Consider the following 17,623-nt stretch of genomic DNA (forward strand, 5'->3'; position numbering starts at 1 on the left):
GGAAATGTAATTGTTATATCATGTCCATTTGTTCGAGTGAGCGTCTCTTCAGATGATCATGTGTTGAGCCTGGATGAGGGGCAAATTCCACCCCAGAATTCCCGTCAGGTTGAGGTTAATGAATGGAATATTTTAACTACAGAATCTTACGTTAGTAGTAGGTCGTCTAATTTACCCTGACGGTCTAAAGCGTAAATATCGTCACAACCACCAATGTGTTCATCATTGATGAAAATTTGAGGTACAGAACGTCTACCATTTGCTTTTTCAGCCATTTTACTTCTGGCTACCTCATCTCCATCAATAGTATATTCGAGGAAATCAACTCCCTTATTTATCAGTAGGTTTTTGGCACGAATACAAAATGGGCAAGTAGTCCAAGTGTAAATTTCTACTTTTGCAGTCATAATATTCTGATTTTGAACAAATACTTTTCAATTCTAACCAAAACTAAAAAATACTCCCGTTGTCACATTTGTGGGTTTTGGCAGGGCATGGGGCATTGGGCATTCGACTTTCCCGTACACCCTTTTCTTTCCCCTACACCCCACACCCTGTTTTCGGTCAACAATCGCCGTCTACAGCATATTGAATCAACTGGGACAGACGCTGGCGTAAGGTTTCTAAGCCTAAACGCTGACTGGCAGAAATAAACACTGCCAGAGGAAATTCTTCCCTTGCTAAAGCCAGGGCTTCGCTATCGACTTGATCGATTTTGTTAAATACAACCAAGCACGGCCCAGGAGTGATGGGCATTTGAGCGAGAATATCCCGAACTGAACGAATGTGACTCAACCAGGCAGGATGGGATAAATCCACTAAATGTATGAGGGCATCTGCTTCTGTTACTTCCTCCAAGGTGGCACGGAAGGCATCCATTAAGGAGTTAGGTAACTCGTGAATAAACCCTACTGTATCTGTAATTAGGGTTTCCTGTAGTTCACTTGTACCCACATGGGGAATAATCAAGCGGCGTGTGGTGGGGTCAAGTGTAGCAAAAAGTTGGTCGGCTGTATAAACTTCGGCGTTAGTGAGGGCGTTGAGCAAGGTGGACTTGCCAGCGTTGGTATAACCCACTAACGCAACTGAAGGAACTTCCCGATGTTGTCGCCGTTGACGTAACCGACAACGATGTGCTTGCAACTGGTTAACTTCTTGTTGCAGTCGAGATATACGCTTTTGAATTGCCCGGCGTTCCGTTTCTAGTTTGGTTTCACCAGGTCCACGAGTCCCTATCCCACCCCCTAGTCGGGACATGGCACGGCCTCTGCCGGTGAGTCGTGGCAGCATATATTCCAACTGCGCGAGTTCGACTTGTAATTTGCCTGCACCAGATTGGGCACGTTGGGCAAAGATATCTAAGATTACTTCTGTGCGGTCAACAACTCTGATACCAATTTGCGCTTCTAGGTTGCGGACTTGAGTCGGTGAGAGGTCGCGGTCAAAAACCACAAGATTAGCTCCCAGGGTTTGAGCTGTGAGAGCTACTTCTTGGACTTTTCCTTCACCAATAACGGTTTGGGGATGAATGCGCAATCGCTTTTGTTGTAGCGTCTGCAAGACATCACCACCGGCTGTATCTACTAACCGCGCTAGTTCTAGTATGGTGTCTTGGAATTGTTGGGAAGTCATCTTATCAGTTAACACCCCGACAATGACCACGCGATCATGGTCAGCATCTACTTCCTGGGCGATATATTCCCGACTGAATTCTTCTTCTAGACTTTCCACCAAGTCCAGAAAATCCTCGTCGGCGATCGCATCTAAACTTAGAGGTGGCGATACGCTGGAATATAGGTTTGTGTCTGGGATGGTAATTCCCGAAGATTGACCCGAAGACTGAGTGAAAAGCAACTGCTTGCTATTGGCTAGCAAATGAGCTAAATAAGCTTCTTTCACGTACCCAGTTGAACCACCACCCCTTCGGGTAAATCCCGTGCCGGTAATATTCAGAACTACGAGAGCATCTAACCGTTGTAGCGCCATTGCTGTCAGTGCTGCCTCATTTGGTGGTTCTGCCTTGAGATGGGTAGCTATACAACGGATACCGCTAAGACGTTGTGCACTGTAACGAGGCAGTTCTAGTGGTGGAATTTGGGTTTGACATGGAGTGCCTACCCCCACCCGGACGACGTGTCCGCGACGGTTGAGGTAGGTACATACAGGCTGATTTAATTCCGTGCTAATTGCAGCCAGGCGTTGGGCGAACTCTGGTGTTGTAACGCGATCACCCGATATACGCTGGTGGTACAGCCGCTGTAGTTGTTTCCGCTGGCTGGACTTTAAACCTTGGAGGTTTCCGAAGATAGTCTCTATAGGCGCTTATGACCAGTAAACTGGCCCCCCCTAATCTTTCTATATGTTCTATATATTTATTTTACAACAAGGTTAGGCTTGGATACTCTCTCCTTTTAGGAGATGATCAAAAATGTAAGGGTGTAAGGGTGTAAGGGTGTTTCTTTCGAGTATGTCAACTTATGGATCTTCTGGAAATACCCATTTTGGCGGTTCTATCATTTCTTTCTTCAGTCTCTCTTCAGCCATTTCTAGCATTTTGTCTAAAGAAGTCTCTTCAATAAATTTTGAGGCAGCTTCTCTAGACTCGATATTGGGACACTTGTCGCCTAAAATACACCCTTTAACACAAGATTCAGCGCAGTTAATTTTCTGCTCCACAGTGAATTCCCTCTCTACATTTGGGCGCTTTTACCGTTTAGATCAATTTTACATTATTGGTAATGGGTCAAGAACTAAATATTATCCTGGAATTTGGGGGTAAAGCGCAATCAATGCTCATCCCCTATTTAACTCCTGTAAATCCTAAAACTCCCATGTCAAAACTGTTAGCTAATACTGGAACGATCGCTGCTATAGCTACTGCTGTTGTTCCCCAACAAGGTAGTGTGGGAATTGTGCGGGTTTCTGGTGATAAAGCAATAGCGATCGCCCAAACTCTATTTTCTGCACCTAGACGACAAGTTTGGGAAAGTCACCGTATCCTTTATGGTTACATCCGTCAACCCCAAACAAGGCAACTGGTAGATGAAGCTTTGTTACTGATTATGAAAGCACCCCGTTCTTTTACCCGTGAAGATGTGGTGGAATTCCATTGTCATGGGGGAATTATAGCGGTACAACAAGTATTGCAACTATGTTTAGAAAATGGTGCAAGATTAGCACAACCGGGAGAATTCACATTAAGAGCGTTTTTAAATGGACGTTTAGATTTAACCCAAGCAGAAAGTGTAGCCGATTTAGTTGGTGCAAAGTCACCCCAAGCAGCACAAACTGCTTTAGCTGGGTTACAGGGTAAATTAGCTCATCCTATTCGTCAGTTACGCGCTCAATGTTTGGATATTTTAGCGGAAATTGAAGCACGCATTGATTTTGAAGAAGATTTACCACCTTTAGATGAGCAAAGAATTATTTCCGAAATTGATCAAGTGACGTTGGAAATAACCAAGTTTTTAGCAACAAAAGATCAAGGTGAATTATTGCGAACTGGATTAAAAGTAGCGATTGTTGGTCGTCCGAATGTGGGAAAATCGAGTTTATTAAATGCTTGGAGTCAGAGTGATCGCGCCATTGTTACAGATTTACCCGGTACAACCCGCGATGTGGTGGAGTCGCAGCTCGTTGTGGGGGGAATTCCTGTACAGGTTTTAGATACAGCCGGGATTCGGGAAACAGCAGACCAGGTGGAGAAAATCGGAGTAGAGCGATCTCGTCGTGCTTCTAGTGCTGCTGATTTGGTATTATTTACCATTGACGCTTCCGCAGGTTGGACACAAGCAGACCAAGAAATTTATGAACAAGTAAAACACCGTCCAGTGATTTTGGTAATTAATAAAATAGACTTAATTTCCATAGCAGAAAAACAAACTCTTCAATCTAAAATCCAAAGTCCAAAATCCAAAATTGTCACAGCCGCAGCACAAAATCAAGGAATTGACAGTTTAGAAACCGCGGTTTTAGAAATAGTAAAAGCCGGAAAAGTGCAAGCTGCTGATATTGATTTAGCCATTAATCAAAGACAAGCAGCAGCCTTAACAAAAGCGAAGATTTCTTTGGAACAAGTGCAAGTCACAATTATAGAGCAATTACCCTTAGATTTTTGGACAATTGATTTAAGAGGAGCGATTTATGCATTGGGAGAAATTACCGGAGAGGAGGTAACGGAATCTGTTTTGGATAGAATTTTCAGTAAATTCTGTATCGGAAAGTAGATTTTATCAGTACAAGCATAATATCCCGGTGGGGGATGAAAGAAACACATTGAGATTAAAAACCTTAAATCCTTACTATGCAAGGGTTATAAAATGTCTTTCTTAAGAGTAAAATGGTCAAAAACGCATTTGAAGGAAATATGACTAATCAATCTACTATCCCAGTTATTGTCAACGGTGCAGCTGGCAAAATGGGACGTGAAGTAATTAAAGTAGTTGCTCAAGCACCGGATATGATTTTAATGGGCGCTCTTGATACTTCACCGGAACATCAAGACAAAGATGCAGGAGAATTGGCGGGTTTTAGCGAACCCTTGGAAGTACCAATTACCAATCAGTTAGAGCCAATGTTGGGCTATGTAGCAGGAGAACGACAGCTACAACCAGGGGTAATAGTAGACTTTACCCATCCAGATTCAGTTTATGACAATGTACGCAGTGCGATCGCCTATGGCATTCGTCCAGTAGTGGGAACCACTGGTTTAAGTCCCGAACAACTCAAAAATTTAGCCGATTTTGCCGAAAAAGCTAGTACAGGCTGTTTAATAATTCCTAACTTCTCCATCGGTATGGTATTACTGCAACAAGCCGCAGTAACTGCATCTCAATACTTTGATCATGTAGAAATTATCGAACTGCATCACAACCAAAAAGCTGATGCACCAAGCGGTACAGCTATTCAAACAGCCCAATTACTAGCCGAAATGGGTAAAACCTTTAACCCGCCCCAAGTAGAAGAAACAGAGAAACTACCAGGAGCAAGAGGATCTTTATCCGACGAAGGTATTAGAATTCATAGTGTGCGCCTGCCAGGACTAATTGCCCATCAGGAAGTGATATTTGGCGCAGCAGGACAAATTTACACCTTACGGCATGATACAAGCGATCGCTCCTGCTATATGCCCGGAGTCTTACTAGCAATTCGGAAAGTCAACCAGCTAAAGTCATTAGTATATGGACTAGAAAAAATTCTTTAGAAAACTCAGCAATCATCTCTTTCTAAAATATGCTTGTTCCCCTCACTCGCCAAAAATTTGAACAAATTATCCCCCTCATAGCCAGTGGGCCGCAGTACAAATACTACTGGGGAAAATTCAGCAATTTGTTACAGCGAATATTAATTTCTCTCGTGACTGTAGTTGTAATTTTCCTAGTAAAAATCTTGTTCAGACTAGATTTTGGGCTGGTTTTTGTATTTAGCGTATTTGGCGCTTTTTTTTGGTTGTGGTATCCTGTATTTCAAGCCAGTATCCGCAATGCAAAAAGCCGCCGTTACAAGTACAGCGGATTTTTCCGAGGAAGAGTTTTAGATTGGTGGATCACAGACAAGTTGACAGGTAAACAAGAAACCGTCAACAACAAAGGCGAGTTGGTAATTATTGAAAACCGCGAAAAACGAATTAACTTAGAAGTGGGAGATGATACAGGATTTAGAATCGAGTTTGATGCACCATTGCGTCCTACTCACAAAGCGATCGCACGTGGTCAAATCGCAGAAATGATACTCATGTCAAGTCACCCAGATTTAAGCAGCATCGAAGGATTTAGCAATATTTACATCCCTAGTCGTAACCTATGGGTGAGCGACTATCCATTATTGCGACAGGATTTATTTAACGAAGTCAGTCTCCGCTTACGAGAAGACCAACAGGAAAAACCTCGTCGTCGCCGTCCAGAACGAGAAAAGTATAGAAGAGAAGATTATAACTGATAGATGATAACTGATAACTCATTTAACTAAGTCGGTGTGAGAAAATGGAGGTTTGTAACAAAATGTAAAATTGTTAAAAGTCTCTTCCCTCTTGCCTTTTGCCTTTTGCTTTGCCATAATGACAATTTTCAACGTCAACCTACTTAACTTCCTCCATTCCTATCTTGACCATAAGCTTGCCAAGCTAAATCAACCAAACCATCAACAATTGCAGCAGCCACAACTGCATTACCCTTCCGGCTATTAATAGTAATATAAGGTACTAAAGATTCTTGCAAACGTTCTTTATCAGCATCCACATTCACAAATCCTGCTGGAGTAGCAATTATCAAAGCTGGTCGAATTTCCTCAATTTCAATTAAATCTACAAGTGCAGTTAGCGCAGTTTGGGCTTGACCAACCACAAAGATTCCCTCTGGATACCGCTTGGCCAGGGTTTCAATTCCCCAAGCAGAACGAGTTTTTTCTTCCTGGGGACGAGTCAAAGCGTCCATGCTGCAATACACAGGATTTGCAAAGGTATTTTGAATGTCGTAGGCGATACCCACCTGTACCATTGGCACATCTACTACAATTGTAGTCCGTGCTGCTAGTGCAGCTCCTCCTGCTTGTAAAGCGTGTTCTGAAAAACGGATCAAAGACTTATATTCAAAATCAGATGTGGCGTATATTACTCGCCGGACTATCTCATACTCTGCTGGGGAAAAGACATGATCGCCAATTTCACCATCAATGATTGCCAAGCTTTGAGCATCAGTTACGTGCCATTCCATCGCTGTTAAGCTTCTCACATATCAACTTTCAGCTTATCATCAGAAGGCAAAAATAAGGTGATTGGGAACGGGAACAACGCGATTTTGTGAGAAGGGGAAGCAAGGGGAGGTGGGGACTTAACTAGATACGGAAAATGCGTGTATTAGTCAGCTAGTAAGAGTTATAACTAATTTAATGAGAACTAAAACTATTTTCTTTTCTCACCCTGCTAATTTGACGATGATCTCACTGTTTTGCGTTGCTCCGCTACACCTACCCCCTATATATACCCCTTTCATACTCCTACTTAGCCTCAAACTCTACTAATATTTGCTTTGCTTTCTGGCATAATGTCTCATGTTCTTGAGAACTACTAGCTAGTAAACCTCCCCATTGATTGATGTCATCAGTATTATATTCTAAGGGCTTACCATCAAAGTAAGTAAATTTACCACCAGCTTCTGTTAAAATTAGTTCAGGAGCAGCGATATCCCAATCTTTGGGTGCAGACTTACCAGAAAGAGAAATATAAATATCAGCTTGTTGTTCAACAATAGCTGTAACTTTACAGCCTACACTTCCAATCGCTTTTTGTTTTTGACAGGGTAAATTTTGGAGTAAATATTCTAATCTTTCATTACGGTGGGAAGGACTGACAACCACGGTTAAATCTTCCATAGATTTATCAGCAGTAACTTTCAAAGGCAAAGAACCATTAACGGTTTCCACAAAAGTACCACCGCCTTTTGTCGCATAATATAATTTCTCTGCTTCTGGTATTGCCACCACCGCTAAAATTGGCCGTGTGTCTTGAACTAAAGCAATGTGAATTGCATATTCCCCAGTTTTATCAATAAAGTCTCGTGTGCCATCCAACGGATCAATAATCCATACCAAATCGGCAGAATTTTTACGATGTTGGGTTTTATAAGTTTCTTCACTGATATAACCAAATTCTTCATTACCGAAAGCTTCCTGTAGCTTGGATAAAATATATTGACTAAGAGCTACATCAGCCACAGTTACAGGCTCATTTTGCTTATATTGTACGTTTAAATATGGATCTGGGGCTGTTCCTTGATAATAAAACCGCAGTAACTTAGCTGCACCCCAACCCACTTCACGAGTAATTTTTAGTATTTCTTGTAAATCTTTCATCAATTTATTCCTGAAAACTATGGATCACCGCTATCTGAAATCTATCCTAATAAACGGTTTTTTAAAGCTTATTGTGTTGGCAAAAGTAATTGGTCATTAAGTATTTAATATTAGTATTAATTCTCCCCTTTTAGCAATCTTTAAGCGCCACCTGAAAAAACGAAAGTTGCGTCTGATTGTACTAGGCTTGGCATCTGCATTATTAATGGGTATCACTTCCACAGCTAGTAGTATATTATATTTTTACGGTTTTCATCCAACGGCGTGTACCAAAAAATTGACAAGATTTACCTGCAATATTGCCAGCTAATTCTAGAGAATCTGTAAAGTTTGTTTGTAAAATATAATGACAGAAAGCGCCATGAAAAACGTCTCCTGCGCCTAATGTATCAACGGCTTGAATTTTGGCAACATTTATCAAACCTCTTTTTTCATAACTTAAATATTCTATTGGTTTTTCTCCTTGAGTAATGGCAATGTGAGGAATGTAAAAACTTTGCAGATAGTTAAAAACATCTTCTCCATTTTTGCAGTTAGGAGGATAAAAATTAGTAGAACAAATGGCATAATCTACAAAAGGTAGAATTTCTTCAAATCCTGGTTTCCAGCTACCACCATCAATAACAACTGGGATATTTTGAATTTTAGCCTTTTGAACAATAATTTTACTTACTAGCATTTGATGTCCATCAATTAAAACAATATCAACATTCTCTAATATATTGGGTGGGATATAATTAATATTCACTTGTGTTTTCACAGCGTTAATAGAAATTACCGCCCTTTCTCCTGTCCCTTGGGTGACAATAATTGAAGATACTGGTGGTGATGTTTGTTTATTACAATCTAAGTCAACAATTGTAATTTGGTAATTTGCTAAGTCTGTAGTAATTAATTGTGTCATGGAATGTAAACCAAGTACACCTAAAAGTTGCGATTTATTACCTAAGTGACTAAACGTAACAGATGCGTTGGTTGCTGGGCCACCTGCTGCTACAGCATAATCAGTTGCAACTAATTTTTGATTATTCTTTGGAGGTGATTGGGCAAGGTAAATTAGGTCTAAGGTAATTAAACCTACAAATAATGCAAATTTGGTCATTTGTAATTGGTTAAACTTATTAGATAAATTATAGAATATTTGATGTATGAATCAAGCTAACCATGATAGTGATTTTTTTGCTTGGACACAAGAACAGGCTCATCTGCTTAGAAAAGGACAATTTCATCAAATTGATTTTGCTCACATTGCAGAAGAACTGGAAGACACGGGACGTTCTGAAAAACGAGAATTAGAAAGTAGATTAGAAGTATTACTTATACATCTGCTTAAGAATAAGCTACAAAATCATTGATCCTGTCTTGTCATTCTGTGTCCCTTCGGGACACAGAATGACATTGGGTATTTCTTTTTGTGGAGTTCTCTAAATGGCAATTTCAGCCTAATTTACGTTCTCGTAGTTCGCAATTGACTATCAAATAAAAACGCTTACATTTAGAAAGACTCTTGAGAGAGAACCGAGTCTTAACTCTTTTTTAGCGGATTTTTTAGAAAGAATTATCAACTTGCTATTATTAGCGCAGAACGAGAAACGGGATTATCTTCATTTTCGGAAGCTTGTCCTTACAGCTTAAGATAAATCTTTATAGTAGAATTTCTACCCACTGATATATCATAAACATGATACTATAATAGTAAAAATCATTTTCTGTTTGGAGAGGAACAAATTATGTTAAAAAACATGGCGATGGATACACTGGGTTTGAGTGATATTGCTGCTGTGATCAGGCCCCAAGATTATAACAAAGTTGATAGTGATGACTATGTATACATGAAGAGGGTAAAAAAATCTATTTTCTGATTAAATCGAAAACTGATGAATACTGTTTTACTAATTTAGCTTTGATTCATCTTGATGCAAGTTCTGCGGTGAGCAAGAAACTCTTAATCAAAAGGTTTAGTTATAGTTAGCATATTAGTTATAAACATCAGGAACAATAGGTATGGATATAGAAATTAAGTGAATAATGGGTGAGCAATCCTATTCTATTGATGTTCCTAAAAGCTATATTGCACCATAGTTAAATATTAGGCTGAGTGAAGAAATAAAACCAAGTGTAATTGCTTATTTTATTATGTGGGATGGTTCTTCCGCTCAACCAAATTTTTAAATTAGAACTGTGGTTTTTATCTTGTAAGATGTAAGATATTTGTATGCAAACTGAACCAAAACCAGGGACATTATACATTGTCGGTACACCGATTGGCAATCTGGAAGATATGACTTTTCGGGCTGTACGAATTTTAAAAGCTGTGGATATAATTGCGGCAGAAGATACAAGACATACGGGAAAATTGCTGCAACATTTTCAAGTGACGACTCGCCAGATGAGTTATCATGAACATAACAGTAGTAGTCGTATTCCTGAAGTGTTGGAATATTTGCAATTTGGAAAAGCGATCGCACTGGTAAGTGATGCCGGAATGCCAGGAATTTCTGACCCTGGATATGAACTGGTAAAAGCTTGTGTTGATGCAGGAATAACTGTTGTTCCTATTCCTGGTGCAAGTGCTTTAATTACCGCTTTAAGTGCGGCTGGATTACCAACAGATAGGTTTCTTTTTGATGGTTTTTTACCTGCAAAAAGTAAACAACGACGGGAATATTTAGAATCATTATTACCAGAATCGCGGACTTTAGTCTTTTATGAATCTCCCCACCGATTGCGGGATACACTACAAGATTTTGCAGATATTTTGGGGAGCGAGCACACAATAATTATAGCACGAGAACTAACTAAATTATATGAAGAATTTTGGCGAGGGACAATAGCCGATGCGATCGCCCATTATCAACAAAAAGAACCCCAAGGCGAATATACCCTGTTAGTTGCAGGAATTCTACCGAGTAAACCCCAACTCACAGAAGCAGAACTCAAAGCCGAATTAATAAAAATAATGAAACAGGGAATTTCCTGTTCCCAAGCCAGCAGACAGTTAGCAAAAGATACATTAATTTCCCGTCGTCAAATATATCAATTAGCACTTACCATTGACTTAGATTCGGAATCTCTCATTACGTCAGAATAAAAAAAGAACCAGGGAGAAGAAAATATAGAAAAACTAATCTTCTTCCCTGGTTGATGGCTACTGACTTTTGAAAATCAGAAGTTGAAATCAGAATTCAAAAACAACATAGTCCTTGGAAACAATGCTACCGGGAAAATCGGGAGCACCTACCCAAGCAACACCAAAAGTACCCATTAGTCTATCTATGCTACCATCACCCAGGATAAAATCAACACCTGATTCAATCACCTGCTTGGCGATATCAGCAGCCCTTAGTCTGGGTGGAACTCTACTTCCATCAGGACGAATCAGTTCACCAACTTAAGCAACAAAGGCGGCTGTACCAGGTGCAATTCTTGCACCTGATTGAACTAAAGTAGTTACTTTATTAGCTGGGATCGCTTACTGTACATAGTTTTACCTGTGTTAGAAGCGCCAGATAAAGGTTCAATTTCTGAACCATCTGCTTTTAAACCAAAGGATTCAGCGTAAGCCTTAGCACCTGTAGCATTAGTAACAGCACCAACATTATATGTTCCACCTAGCTGATCTTCCATGTGACCAAGGTGAACACCAGCTTAGTCAAGTTTGTCCCAGTTCAAACATCCGTCAGGTCTGTGATATACAAACCGTACAAAAGTATAGTTAGATGGACTAGTTCCATTTTTGTAAGTAATTCTCAAATAACCATACTTTTGTTAACAAAAGTTACAATAAGAGGTTAACTACAATTTATTAATTGCTTAAATTTCTCTGATTTGTATGCTTACATATTGGGTTAAGTTAACTGTTGGATTGAGAACATCCACTGCAAAATTATTACTAATCAACTAGATGAAATACAAATACACCAAATTACAGATAAATGAGGTACAGAATCTAAATTGAAACCTAGACAGCAAGAGAGTTTTACTCCTGACTCCTGACTCCTGACTCGTGCTGTAAGCCGAATTAAATATCTAAAAAATCCCAAATTCCAAACTTGCAAGCTGTTCAGCTTTAGACCAGATGGTTTTGCCCAGTTTGAGGCTAATATTACAATGGAGATTATTGAGAAATTGAGGACAGACTCAGAATGACCCAAGTGGTTCTAGGAGAAAACGAAGGAATAGATTCAGCCCTGCGTCGGTTTAAACGCCAAGTTTCCAAAGCTGGAATTTTGGCCGACGTTAAGTATCATCGTCACTTTGAAACCCCCCTGGAAAAGCGCAAACGTAAAGCAGTCGCAGCTAGACGGAAACGTCGTTTTTAATAAACCTATTCGGGTTGGTATTGGCGTTGCTTGAAGAAATTAATTAATTGCAACAAGCAAAATTACTTTACCATTTTCTTAGAAAAAATTAGTCAGCTGCGACGTACCCCTGATTCGGGTGTAATATTGTTTTTAAGTTTGTGCGAAAGCCTCTGAACTTGGTTAGATGGAACAAGCAAAAATCGCTATCCATCAACCAAAATCAAGCCCCTTGGAAACAAGAAGTTAGGCTTAATTAGCAGACCAGCTATTACAACAATTCATAGCCTTTTCTACTCCTTGCTTCAAGGTAAGTTCTACACACTCAATCACAAACTCCAACACCAAAGTCATTAATTTAGTTTCCGTAGCAGAAAACCTTCCCAACACATGGGAAACAGTATCGGTATTATCTTCATTAGCTGCACCCTTAGGTTTACCAATACCGATTTTTAACCGGGGAAAATTTTGACTACTCAAATGTGAGATGATACTTTTCATGCCGTTATGTCCGCCAGCCGAACCAGATAAACGCAGGCGAGTTTTCCCCAAAGGCAAATCCATATCATCATAAATCACCAGAACCGATTCAGGCGGTAATTTATACCAACTTCTTACCGCTTGCACTGAGTGTCCCGAACGATTCATATAAGTTAGCGGCTTCAAAAGACCGATTTTACCGCCACCTGGTGCAGTACCTTCGCCAAACTGTCCTTGAAATTTACGATTTTCCGCCAGTGGAATTTGCCAAGGGCGAGAAAGGGCATCTATAGCTGTAAAACCAATATTATGGCGAGTTTGCTCATACTTAGGTTCAGGATTCCCCAACCCGACAATTAACTGAGGAATCACCAAAGACCCTTGGGTAATAGCTTCTGTCATCCGATTTTGGATTTTGGATTTTGGATTTTGGATTGACCCTCCGGATTTATCCGGAGGCTTTTACACCAACGAATTATTGGTAATGTTCGCCATACATTATTTTCCTAGCTGGTGGCAGTAGAACCAGCATTATCTTGCTGCGATTTAGCAGATTCAATTTGCTTAGATTCAATTTCAGCAGTAGTTTTTACAGCTTGTCCTATTTGTTCTGCTTCCCGTTTAAACTCATTTTGAAATTCATTCGAAGCTTCTTGGAAACTTCGAATGGTTTTACCCAAACTCCGACCAATTTCTGGTAGTTTCTTTGGTCCAAAGATTAACACCGCCACTACCATAATTATAGCCATTTCTGGCAGACCGATACCAAATATATTCATTTCAACCCGCCTCGAAACTTGACATTACATCCTTAGTTTAATCAATTATTAGGCTTGATTTTTTGATGACAACTGACAACTGACAACAATCAAAAACCCGGACAAGCCGGGTCTATGGTAACTTGTGATCCAAGTTATGATGGCTGTATAGCAATTAGCCGCCTAGACTGCGCCAATCAACAAGCACATCCTGAATTAACAGTGACTTATTGTAAACTTGCAGAATAATTAGCAAAAACACGAAAAATAAGCCCATAAAAACACCCATTACAGGTGTTGTACCCCAACCAGGAGCTACCTTACCATACTCAGCATTTAAGGGTCTGAGGATATCTCCCAACCTAGTCCGTTGTGCCATAGTTCACCTAAGATCAGTTGCTAAAGCTTTTTTAATCTTGTTTTACATTCCCAAACCCTGTAAGGGCGTGGATTTTTGGATGGAATCCACCTCTTTCCGTTTGCCCCGGTAAAAGGTTTTGCCATTCTGATTTATCCATTTTATATATTACCATTTACTTCGTACCCACCTGCCTGAGATATCATTACTTCTGCTATTATTTAGTTTAAGTTTTGTAATATTGTATAAACATAGCTCTCATAATATAACTCTAAATTTATGGACTTAGAACCCGGTTTAGTGCTTGGTGTTTCCTTCTGTGCCATTCTGATTGCTATTACTGGTATTGCAGTTTATACATCTTTTGGACCTCCAAGTAAGGAATTAAGCGATCCTTTTGAAGATCACGAAGATTAGAAACGTTCATTAATTTGATATAATGGTGGGCAATGCCCACCCTATCCTATGTTAGTTATACTGCGAACGAGTGAAAATTGGACTTATGTCATAATTATCGTAACCTAGTGCAGCAAAGCATCTCAGAGATTTTTCACTATCTCTTTCAGAGACGCTCCGCGAACGTTCAGAATGAAACTTTTAAACCGTTTTTAGTATATTACATAATTACATATATTATATATTGAGATTTTGAGGATTTTGGTTAGTATTGAGATTTTTAATGGACTGATTCTGATTAACATCACATTTTTGCCATACTTTCAAAAGTAGCAATTGTCCAAGGTCCGACTTTATCAATTTCTTGATTTATCGGTGTTTCTAATAAATCAACTGCTTTTTCTAAGTTGAAAAAATCACTTTCCAAAGATAACTCCGCTGTATTTCCGTGACATTCATAAAAGCGGATAATAAATTTTTGTGGGTTATCCTCACTGGGTTTTAACGCCATTAAAATTAAATTATCTGCTGACAAATGGAGAAAACTTTGGCTTTTGAAAGTATTCAATAAAGATCGTTGAGTTTGTGGATTTACTAATACCTGTAATGGTGTATTCAACTCATAACCGCGTTTGACTGTATCTGCTTGTTCCCAACTCCCCACATGAGGATATAAAGCATAAGTAAATTCATGTATACCTCTATCAGCTTGAGAGTCTGGCCAGTTAGAACTTCTGAGGAGAGTCAGACGTAGTTGATTGGTTTTAGTATCGTAACCGTATTTACAATCATTAAGGAGACTAACACCGTATTTCACGGCTTCTGTTTCTGTGGTTAAATCTGCCCATCTTAAAGCTGGTACTTCCCATTTTGCCTGTTCTGTGGGTGTTTGGGCATTGGTAGAACGACGAATAGCACCACAGGGAATTTCATAAGTTGCAAATTCAGCTTCGATATTGAGAGGGAATGCTGTTTTAACTAATACTTGATTTTCTTGCCAATTGACAGTATTGACAATTTTCAAAAGAGGTGAACCGATTTGTAAAATATAATCTTGACAAAACTCAGATTTTCCAAGTTGACGCACTACTTGCAAGCGTTGTTGTATTTCTCCATATTCTAGCCATTGAATTGATTTTAATGCTGTTGGAAGTAGAGGTTTTGTTGTATAGTTGGGGTCGATATTCCAAGCGTCCCAATATTGTCCACTATCTTCAAAAGCTTGAAGTTGATTTCCTGCACCGTTTAAAATTTCGCGTTGCTGGGTTTTGTCAAAGACGCTTTCTAAGTCTCCGGTTTCTGGGTTGACTTGCACTCGCAGATATTCGTTTTCTAATTTCCAGTCTGTGGGGAATGTGCTGGTTTGATGAGAAGATGGGGAAAGCCAATATATGTTATAACCTACTGATGGGACGGTCGAGAGGAACAATAAAGAGTTTTCAGTTTGTTGGGATGGAAGTTTGTTGCCAACAGTATCATAGATTTGCCATGTTTGGTTAACTGCTCCTATAGGTAGGGTAACGCTGAGGACTTGGCAACGTTGCCAATTAAGAGAGTTAAAAATTATGATGGGTATACTGTTGGCTTGGGGTGGTTGTGGTAAATTGATGTGAGATGCAATCGCACTTAAAGATTCATCTAATATCTTCGTTCCCACCTGTTCCACTTGCTGCCATTCTGGTAAAGCATCCTGGTAAACTTGAGTAACCGAAGAACCGGGGAGAATATCGTGGAACTGATTAAATAAAACTCGCTTCCAAGCAGTTTCTATTTCAGCTTTTGGATATGCGATATGACAAATCACTGTTGCGAGAGTCGCAAATAACTCAGCTTGATATAATAGATGTTCAGATCTTCGATTCCAGCGTTTTTGGTCTGCGTGGGTAGTATAACAACCGCGATGAAATTCTAGATAAAGTTCATCTTCCCATATTGGCAGATTTTCTGACTGGGATTTTATGTGCTGTAAATAATTTTCTGCTGTTGTAAATTCTAACTTGGGAAAAATAGGAGAATATTTCCAGCGTCTGGCTATTTCCAACATATCACGAGTTGGACCACCACCATGATCACCGACACCAGGAAGCCAAAGAGCATCTTGTAAACCGGTTTGAGTTTCCCAATCACAGACATAGTGAGCCATTTTAATCGGGTCAATGGTTTCGCCGATAGGTGCACACATCAAACTTAATATTTGACTACCATCAAGCGAGCGCCACCAAAATAAACCATAATCAAACTTAGTCGTATCATTCCAGCGTAGCTTTTGGGTGACAAAAAACTCAATTCCTGCATTTGCGAAAAACTGAGGTAAGGTTGCACAGAAACCAAAAGTATCAGGAACCCAAACCACAGAAGATATTCTTCCAAACTTCGCTAAAAAATAACGCTGAGCATATAATAATTGACGAACAATAGACTCACCAGAAATCAAATTTAAATCTGGTTCTACCCAAAGACCACCTAAAACTTCCCACCTTCCCGATATTACCTGTTTTTGAATTTCTCTAAATAAATCAGGACGATGTTTTTCAACCCAATCAAACAAAGCAGGTGTAGTATGACAAAAGATTAATTCTGGAAAATCTTGTTGTAACTTTAAAACCGACTCAAAAGTATTTTGTGCTGCATTCCAAGTTTCCGCAACAGGCCATAACCATGCTAAATCTAAATGGGCATGACCTAACAAATACATTTTATATTTTAAACCGCAGATAAACGCAGATGACTTGAGATAACTTTCTCGTATATTTAACAGGAATCTATCCCACTCTTCCTTCCTCTCTTCCTTCGCATCCTTCTCGCCTTTGCAGTTCATTAACTCTTCAATCCCCGCAACCAAACCAACCAACCTTTCCGGTGCAAACCTTTCCAAAAATATTTGCACAACAGCTAATTCATCAGCAATAAAACCAGGATCGGGATAATTGTAATCAGTTGACTCGTAGATTACAAGTGATCGCATCAACGCCCCATCACAATGTCCCGGACTCACCAACCTTACAGCAACAACAAACTCATCACCAGCAGTGACTCCTTGACACAGAAGCACCTGTGGGGAAGAATCAAATAAATCACCCGTTAATACCAACTCACCATTAACATAAACTTCTGCAGCATCAGCGCACCAAACCAAAGCCAACCGCAAAGATAAACCAGCTAAAACATAACCGTGTAAATTTTGGGGAACAACCAACTTTTGCTGCAACCACAGCACCTGTTTTCCCCCTTTCCAAAGGATATGCGCTTTCTCATTTAGCTGTATAGGTTGCCAATCAGACAAATCTGAATTTATAACTTCAGTAATTGCCCAGTCGAATTGCTGATATAACCAATAAGACTGTACATTAATTTGACAGCAAGAACGCAATTTTGCAATTGCTCGTGATATATATCCAGTATGGGATAGAGATAAAGGAAGAGTCATAAGCAGTAAAAATTAACAATTAAAAACTAACACTTAAAGATTAGAAGTCAAGAAA

General features: G+C 39.6%; 21 protein-coding genes. 9 read left to right on the forward strand and 12 right to left on the reverse strand.

The window, feature by feature from the left end:
- Positions 1–146: 146 nt before the first annotated feature.
- The 3 genes from grxC to AAZO_RS09080 all read right to left on the reverse strand — a co-directional run bounded on the left by grxC (position 147) and on the right by AAZO_RS09080 (position 2,676).
- A complete protein-coding gene (grxC, locus tag AAZO_RS09070; protein ID WP_013191014.1) occupies positions 147–407 on the reverse strand; it encodes a glutaredoxin 3 in 261 nt (86 codons plus the stop codon).
- A gap of 157 nt (positions 408–564) precedes the next feature.
- Complete coding sequence (gene hflX / locus AAZO_RS09075) at positions 565–2,316, reverse strand: GTPase HflX (RefSeq protein WP_013191015.1); 1,752 nt, start codon at positions 2,314–2,316, stop codon at positions 565–567.
- Positions 2,317–2,475: 159 nt separating this feature from the next.
- Positions 2,476–2,676: a hypothetical protein gene (locus tag AAZO_RS09080; protein WP_013191016.1), complete on the reverse strand. Its 201-nt coding sequence runs from the start codon at positions 2,674–2,676 to the stop codon at positions 2,476–2,478.
- Between the two features lie 155 nt (positions 2,677–2,831).
- On the opposite strand from AAZO_RS09080, the gene mnmE reads away from it, so the two are divergent.
- The 3 genes from mnmE to AAZO_RS09095 all read left to right on the forward strand — a co-directional run bounded on the left by mnmE (position 2,832) and on the right by AAZO_RS09095 (position 5,937).
- Entirely contained in the window at positions 2,832–4,226 is a 1,395-nt protein-coding gene (gene mnmE, locus AAZO_RS09085; protein WP_013191017.1) for a tRNA uridine-5-carboxymethylaminomethyl(34) synthesis GTPase MnmE, read from the forward strand.
- A gap of 140 nt (positions 4,227–4,366) precedes the next feature.
- Positions 4,367–5,203, forward strand: a complete 837-nt coding sequence (dapB, locus tag AAZO_RS09090) for a 4-hydroxy-tetrahydrodipicolinate reductase (RefSeq protein WP_013191018.1) — start codon at positions 4,367–4,369, stop codon at positions 5,201–5,203.
- Between the two features lie 29 nt (positions 5,204–5,232).
- The gene (locus AAZO_RS09095; protein WP_013191019.1) at positions 5,233–5,937 is read left to right on the forward strand and encodes a hypothetical protein; all 705 of its coding nucleotides are present in this window, start codon (positions 5,233–5,235) and stop codon (positions 5,935–5,937) included.
- A 143-nt stretch (positions 5,938–6,080) separates the two neighbouring features.
- On the opposite strand, the gene AAZO_RS09100 is transcribed toward AAZO_RS09095, so the two are convergent.
- From AAZO_RS09100 to AAZO_RS09110, 3 genes are all read right to left on the reverse strand, one after another.
- Positions 6,081–6,710 carry a precorrin-8X methylmutase gene (locus AAZO_RS09100; protein ID WP_013191020.1) on the reverse strand — a complete coding sequence of 210 codons (630 nt, stop codon included), beginning with the start codon at positions 6,708–6,710 and terminating at the stop codon, positions 6,081–6,083.
- 283 nt (positions 6,711–6,993) lie between these two features.
- A complete protein-coding gene (locus AAZO_RS09105) occupies positions 6,994–7,848 on the reverse strand; it encodes a 3'(2'),5'-bisphosphate nucleotidase CysQ family protein (RefSeq protein WP_013191021.1) in 855 nt (284 codons plus the stop codon).
- Positions 7,849–8,083: 235 nt separating this feature from the next.
- Positions 8,084–8,950 (reverse strand): sugar kinase, encoded by an 867-nt coding sequence (locus AAZO_RS09110; RefSeq protein WP_013191022.1) that lies wholly within the window; start codon positions 8,948–8,950, stop codon positions 8,084–8,086.
- 46 nt (positions 8,951–8,996) lie between these two features.
- Here AAZO_RS09110 and AAZO_RS33565 point away from each other — a divergent pair, with 46 nt between their 5' ends.
- The 4 genes from AAZO_RS33565 to rsmI all read left to right on the forward strand — a co-directional run bounded on the left by AAZO_RS33565 (position 8,997) and on the right by rsmI (position 10,939).
- Positions 8,997–9,203: a DUF29 domain-containing protein gene (locus AAZO_RS33565; protein ID WP_013191023.1), complete on the forward strand. Its 207-nt coding sequence runs from the start codon at positions 8,997–8,999 to the stop codon at positions 9,201–9,203.
- Positions 9,204–9,578: 375 nt separating this feature from the next.
- Entirely contained in the window at positions 9,579–9,710 is a 132-nt protein-coding gene (locus AAZO_RS41170) for a hypothetical protein (protein ID WP_013191024.1), read from the forward strand.
- Positions 9,710–9,820 carry a PH domain-containing protein gene (locus AAZO_RS43560; RefSeq protein ID WP_420807060.1) on the forward strand — a complete coding sequence of 37 codons (111 nt, stop codon included), beginning with the start codon at positions 9,710–9,712 and terminating at the stop codon, positions 9,818–9,820. The genes AAZO_RS41170 and AAZO_RS43560 overlap by 1 nt, the downstream gene beginning before the upstream one ends.
- Positions 9,821–10,063: 243 nt before the next feature.
- On the forward strand, positions 10,064–10,939 hold the full coding sequence (gene rsmI, locus AAZO_RS09125; protein WP_013191025.1) for a 16S rRNA (cytidine(1402)-2'-O)-methyltransferase: 876 nt from the start codon (positions 10,064–10,066) through the stop codon (positions 10,937–10,939).
- 87 nt (positions 10,940–11,026) lie between these two features.
- Here the strand turns inward: rsmI and AAZO_RS35160 are convergent, their stop codons facing one another.
- Positions 11,027–11,167, reverse strand: coding sequence for a hypothetical protein (locus tag AAZO_RS35160; RefSeq protein ID WP_187289631.1), 141 nt, complete (start codon positions 11,165–11,167; stop codon positions 11,027–11,029).
- Positions 11,168–11,298: 131 nt separating this feature from the next.
- A complete protein-coding gene (locus AAZO_RS35165; protein WP_187289632.1) occupies positions 11,299–11,475 on the reverse strand; it encodes a hypothetical protein in 177 nt (58 codons plus the stop codon).
- Between the two features lie 518 nt (positions 11,476–11,993).
- Between AAZO_RS35165 and rpsU the strand changes: the two genes are divergently transcribed.
- A complete protein-coding gene (rpsU, locus tag AAZO_RS09130) occupies positions 11,994–12,170 on the forward strand; it encodes a 30S ribosomal protein S21 (RefSeq protein WP_013191026.1) in 177 nt (58 codons plus the stop codon).
- A 231-nt stretch (positions 12,171–12,401) separates the two neighbouring features.
- Here rpsU and pth read toward each other — a convergent pair whose 3' ends face one another.
- From pth to psbH, 3 genes are all read right to left on the reverse strand, one after another.
- Positions 12,402–13,031, reverse strand: coding sequence for an aminoacyl-tRNA hydrolase (gene pth / locus AAZO_RS09135; RefSeq protein ID WP_013191027.1), 630 nt, complete (start codon positions 13,029–13,031; stop codon positions 12,402–12,404).
- Between the two features lie 104 nt (positions 13,032–13,135).
- Positions 13,136–13,408, reverse strand: a complete 273-nt coding sequence (locus AAZO_RS09140) for a TatA/E family twin arginine-targeting protein translocase (RefSeq protein WP_013191028.1) — start codon at positions 13,406–13,408, stop codon at positions 13,136–13,138.
- 154 nt (positions 13,409–13,562) lie between these two features.
- Positions 13,563–13,766, reverse strand: coding sequence for a photosystem II reaction center phosphoprotein PsbH (psbH, locus tag AAZO_RS09145; protein WP_013191029.1), 204 nt, complete (start codon positions 13,764–13,766; stop codon positions 13,563–13,565).
- Positions 13,767–14,024: 258 nt separating this feature from the next.
- On the opposite strand from psbH, the gene psbN reads away from it, so the two are divergent.
- Positions 14,025–14,162, forward strand: a complete 138-nt coding sequence (psbN, locus tag AAZO_RS09150) for a photosystem II reaction center protein PsbN (protein ID WP_013191031.1) — start codon at positions 14,025–14,027, stop codon at positions 14,160–14,162.
- Between the two features lie 283 nt (positions 14,163–14,445).
- Here psbN and AAZO_RS09155 read toward each other — a convergent pair whose 3' ends face one another.
- Entirely contained in the window at positions 14,446–17,568 is a 3,123-nt protein-coding gene (locus AAZO_RS09155; protein ID WP_013191032.1) for an alpha-mannosidase, read from the reverse strand.
- Positions 17,569–17,623 lie beyond the last annotated feature (55 nt).

The organism is 'Nostoc azollae' 0708 (assembly GCF_000196515.1).
GTDB lineage: Bacteria > Cyanobacteriota > Cyanobacteriia > Cyanobacteriales > Nostocaceae > Trichormus_B > Trichormus_B azollae.

Bases quoted from the DNA above. Each gene is read 5' to 3' on its own strand.
- AAZO_RS09155 (WP_013191032.1), bottom strand. From the start codon at position 17,568: ATGACTCTTCCTTTATCTCTATCCCATACTGGATATATATCACGAGCA.
- AAZO_RS09140 (WP_013191028.1), bottom strand. From the start codon at position 13,408: ATGAATATATTTGGTATCGGTCTGCCAGAAATGGCTATAATTATGGTA.
- rsmI (WP_013191025.1), top strand. From the start codon at position 10,064: ATGCAAACTGAACCAAAACCAGGGACATTATACATTGTCGGTACACCG.
- AAZO_RS09100 (WP_013191020.1), bottom strand. From the start codon at position 6,710: ATGGAATGGCACGTAACTGATGCTCAAAGCTTGGCAATCATTGATGGT.
- grxC (WP_013191014.1), bottom strand. From the start codon at position 407: ATGACTGCAAAAGTAGAAATTTACACTTGGACTACTTGCCCATTTTGT.
- dapB (WP_013191018.1), top strand. From the start codon at position 4,367: ATGACTAATCAATCTACTATCCCAGTTATTGTCAACGGTGCAGCTGGC.
- psbH (WP_013191029.1), bottom strand. From the start codon at position 13,766: ATGGCACAACGGACTAGGTTGGGAGATATCCTCAGACCCTTAAATGCT.
- AAZO_RS09110 (WP_013191022.1), bottom strand. From the start codon at position 8,950: ATGACCAAATTTGCATTATTTGTAGGTTTAATTACCTTAGACCTAATT.
- mnmE (WP_013191017.1), top strand. From the start codon at position 2,832: ATGTCAAAACTGTTAGCTAATACTGGAACGATCGCTGCTATAGCTACT.
- AAZO_RS35165 (WP_187289632.1), bottom strand. From the start codon at position 11,475: ATGGAAGATCAGCTAGGTGGAACATATAATGTTGGTGCTGTTACTAAT.
- AAZO_RS09105 (WP_013191021.1), bottom strand. From the start codon at position 7,848: ATGAAAGATTTACAAGAAATACTAAAAATTACTCGTGAAGTGGGTTGG.
- pth (WP_013191027.1), bottom strand. From the start codon at position 13,031: ATGACAGAAGCTATTACCCAAGGGTCTTTGGTGATTCCTCAGTTAATT.
- AAZO_RS41170 (WP_013191024.1), top strand. From the start codon at position 9,579: ATGTTAAAAAACATGGCGATGGATACACTGGGTTTGAGTGATATTGCT.
- AAZO_RS09095 (WP_013191019.1), top strand. From the start codon at position 5,233: ATGCTTGTTCCCCTCACTCGCCAAAAATTTGAACAAATTATCCCCCTC.
- rpsU (WP_013191026.1), top strand. From the start codon at position 11,994: ATGACCCAAGTGGTTCTAGGAGAAAACGAAGGAATAGATTCAGCCCTG.
- psbN (WP_013191031.1), top strand. From the start codon at position 14,025: ATGGACTTAGAACCCGGTTTAGTGCTTGGTGTTTCCTTCTGTGCCATT.
- AAZO_RS33565 (WP_013191023.1), top strand. From the start codon at position 8,997: ATGAATCAAGCTAACCATGATAGTGATTTTTTTGCTTGGACACAAGAA.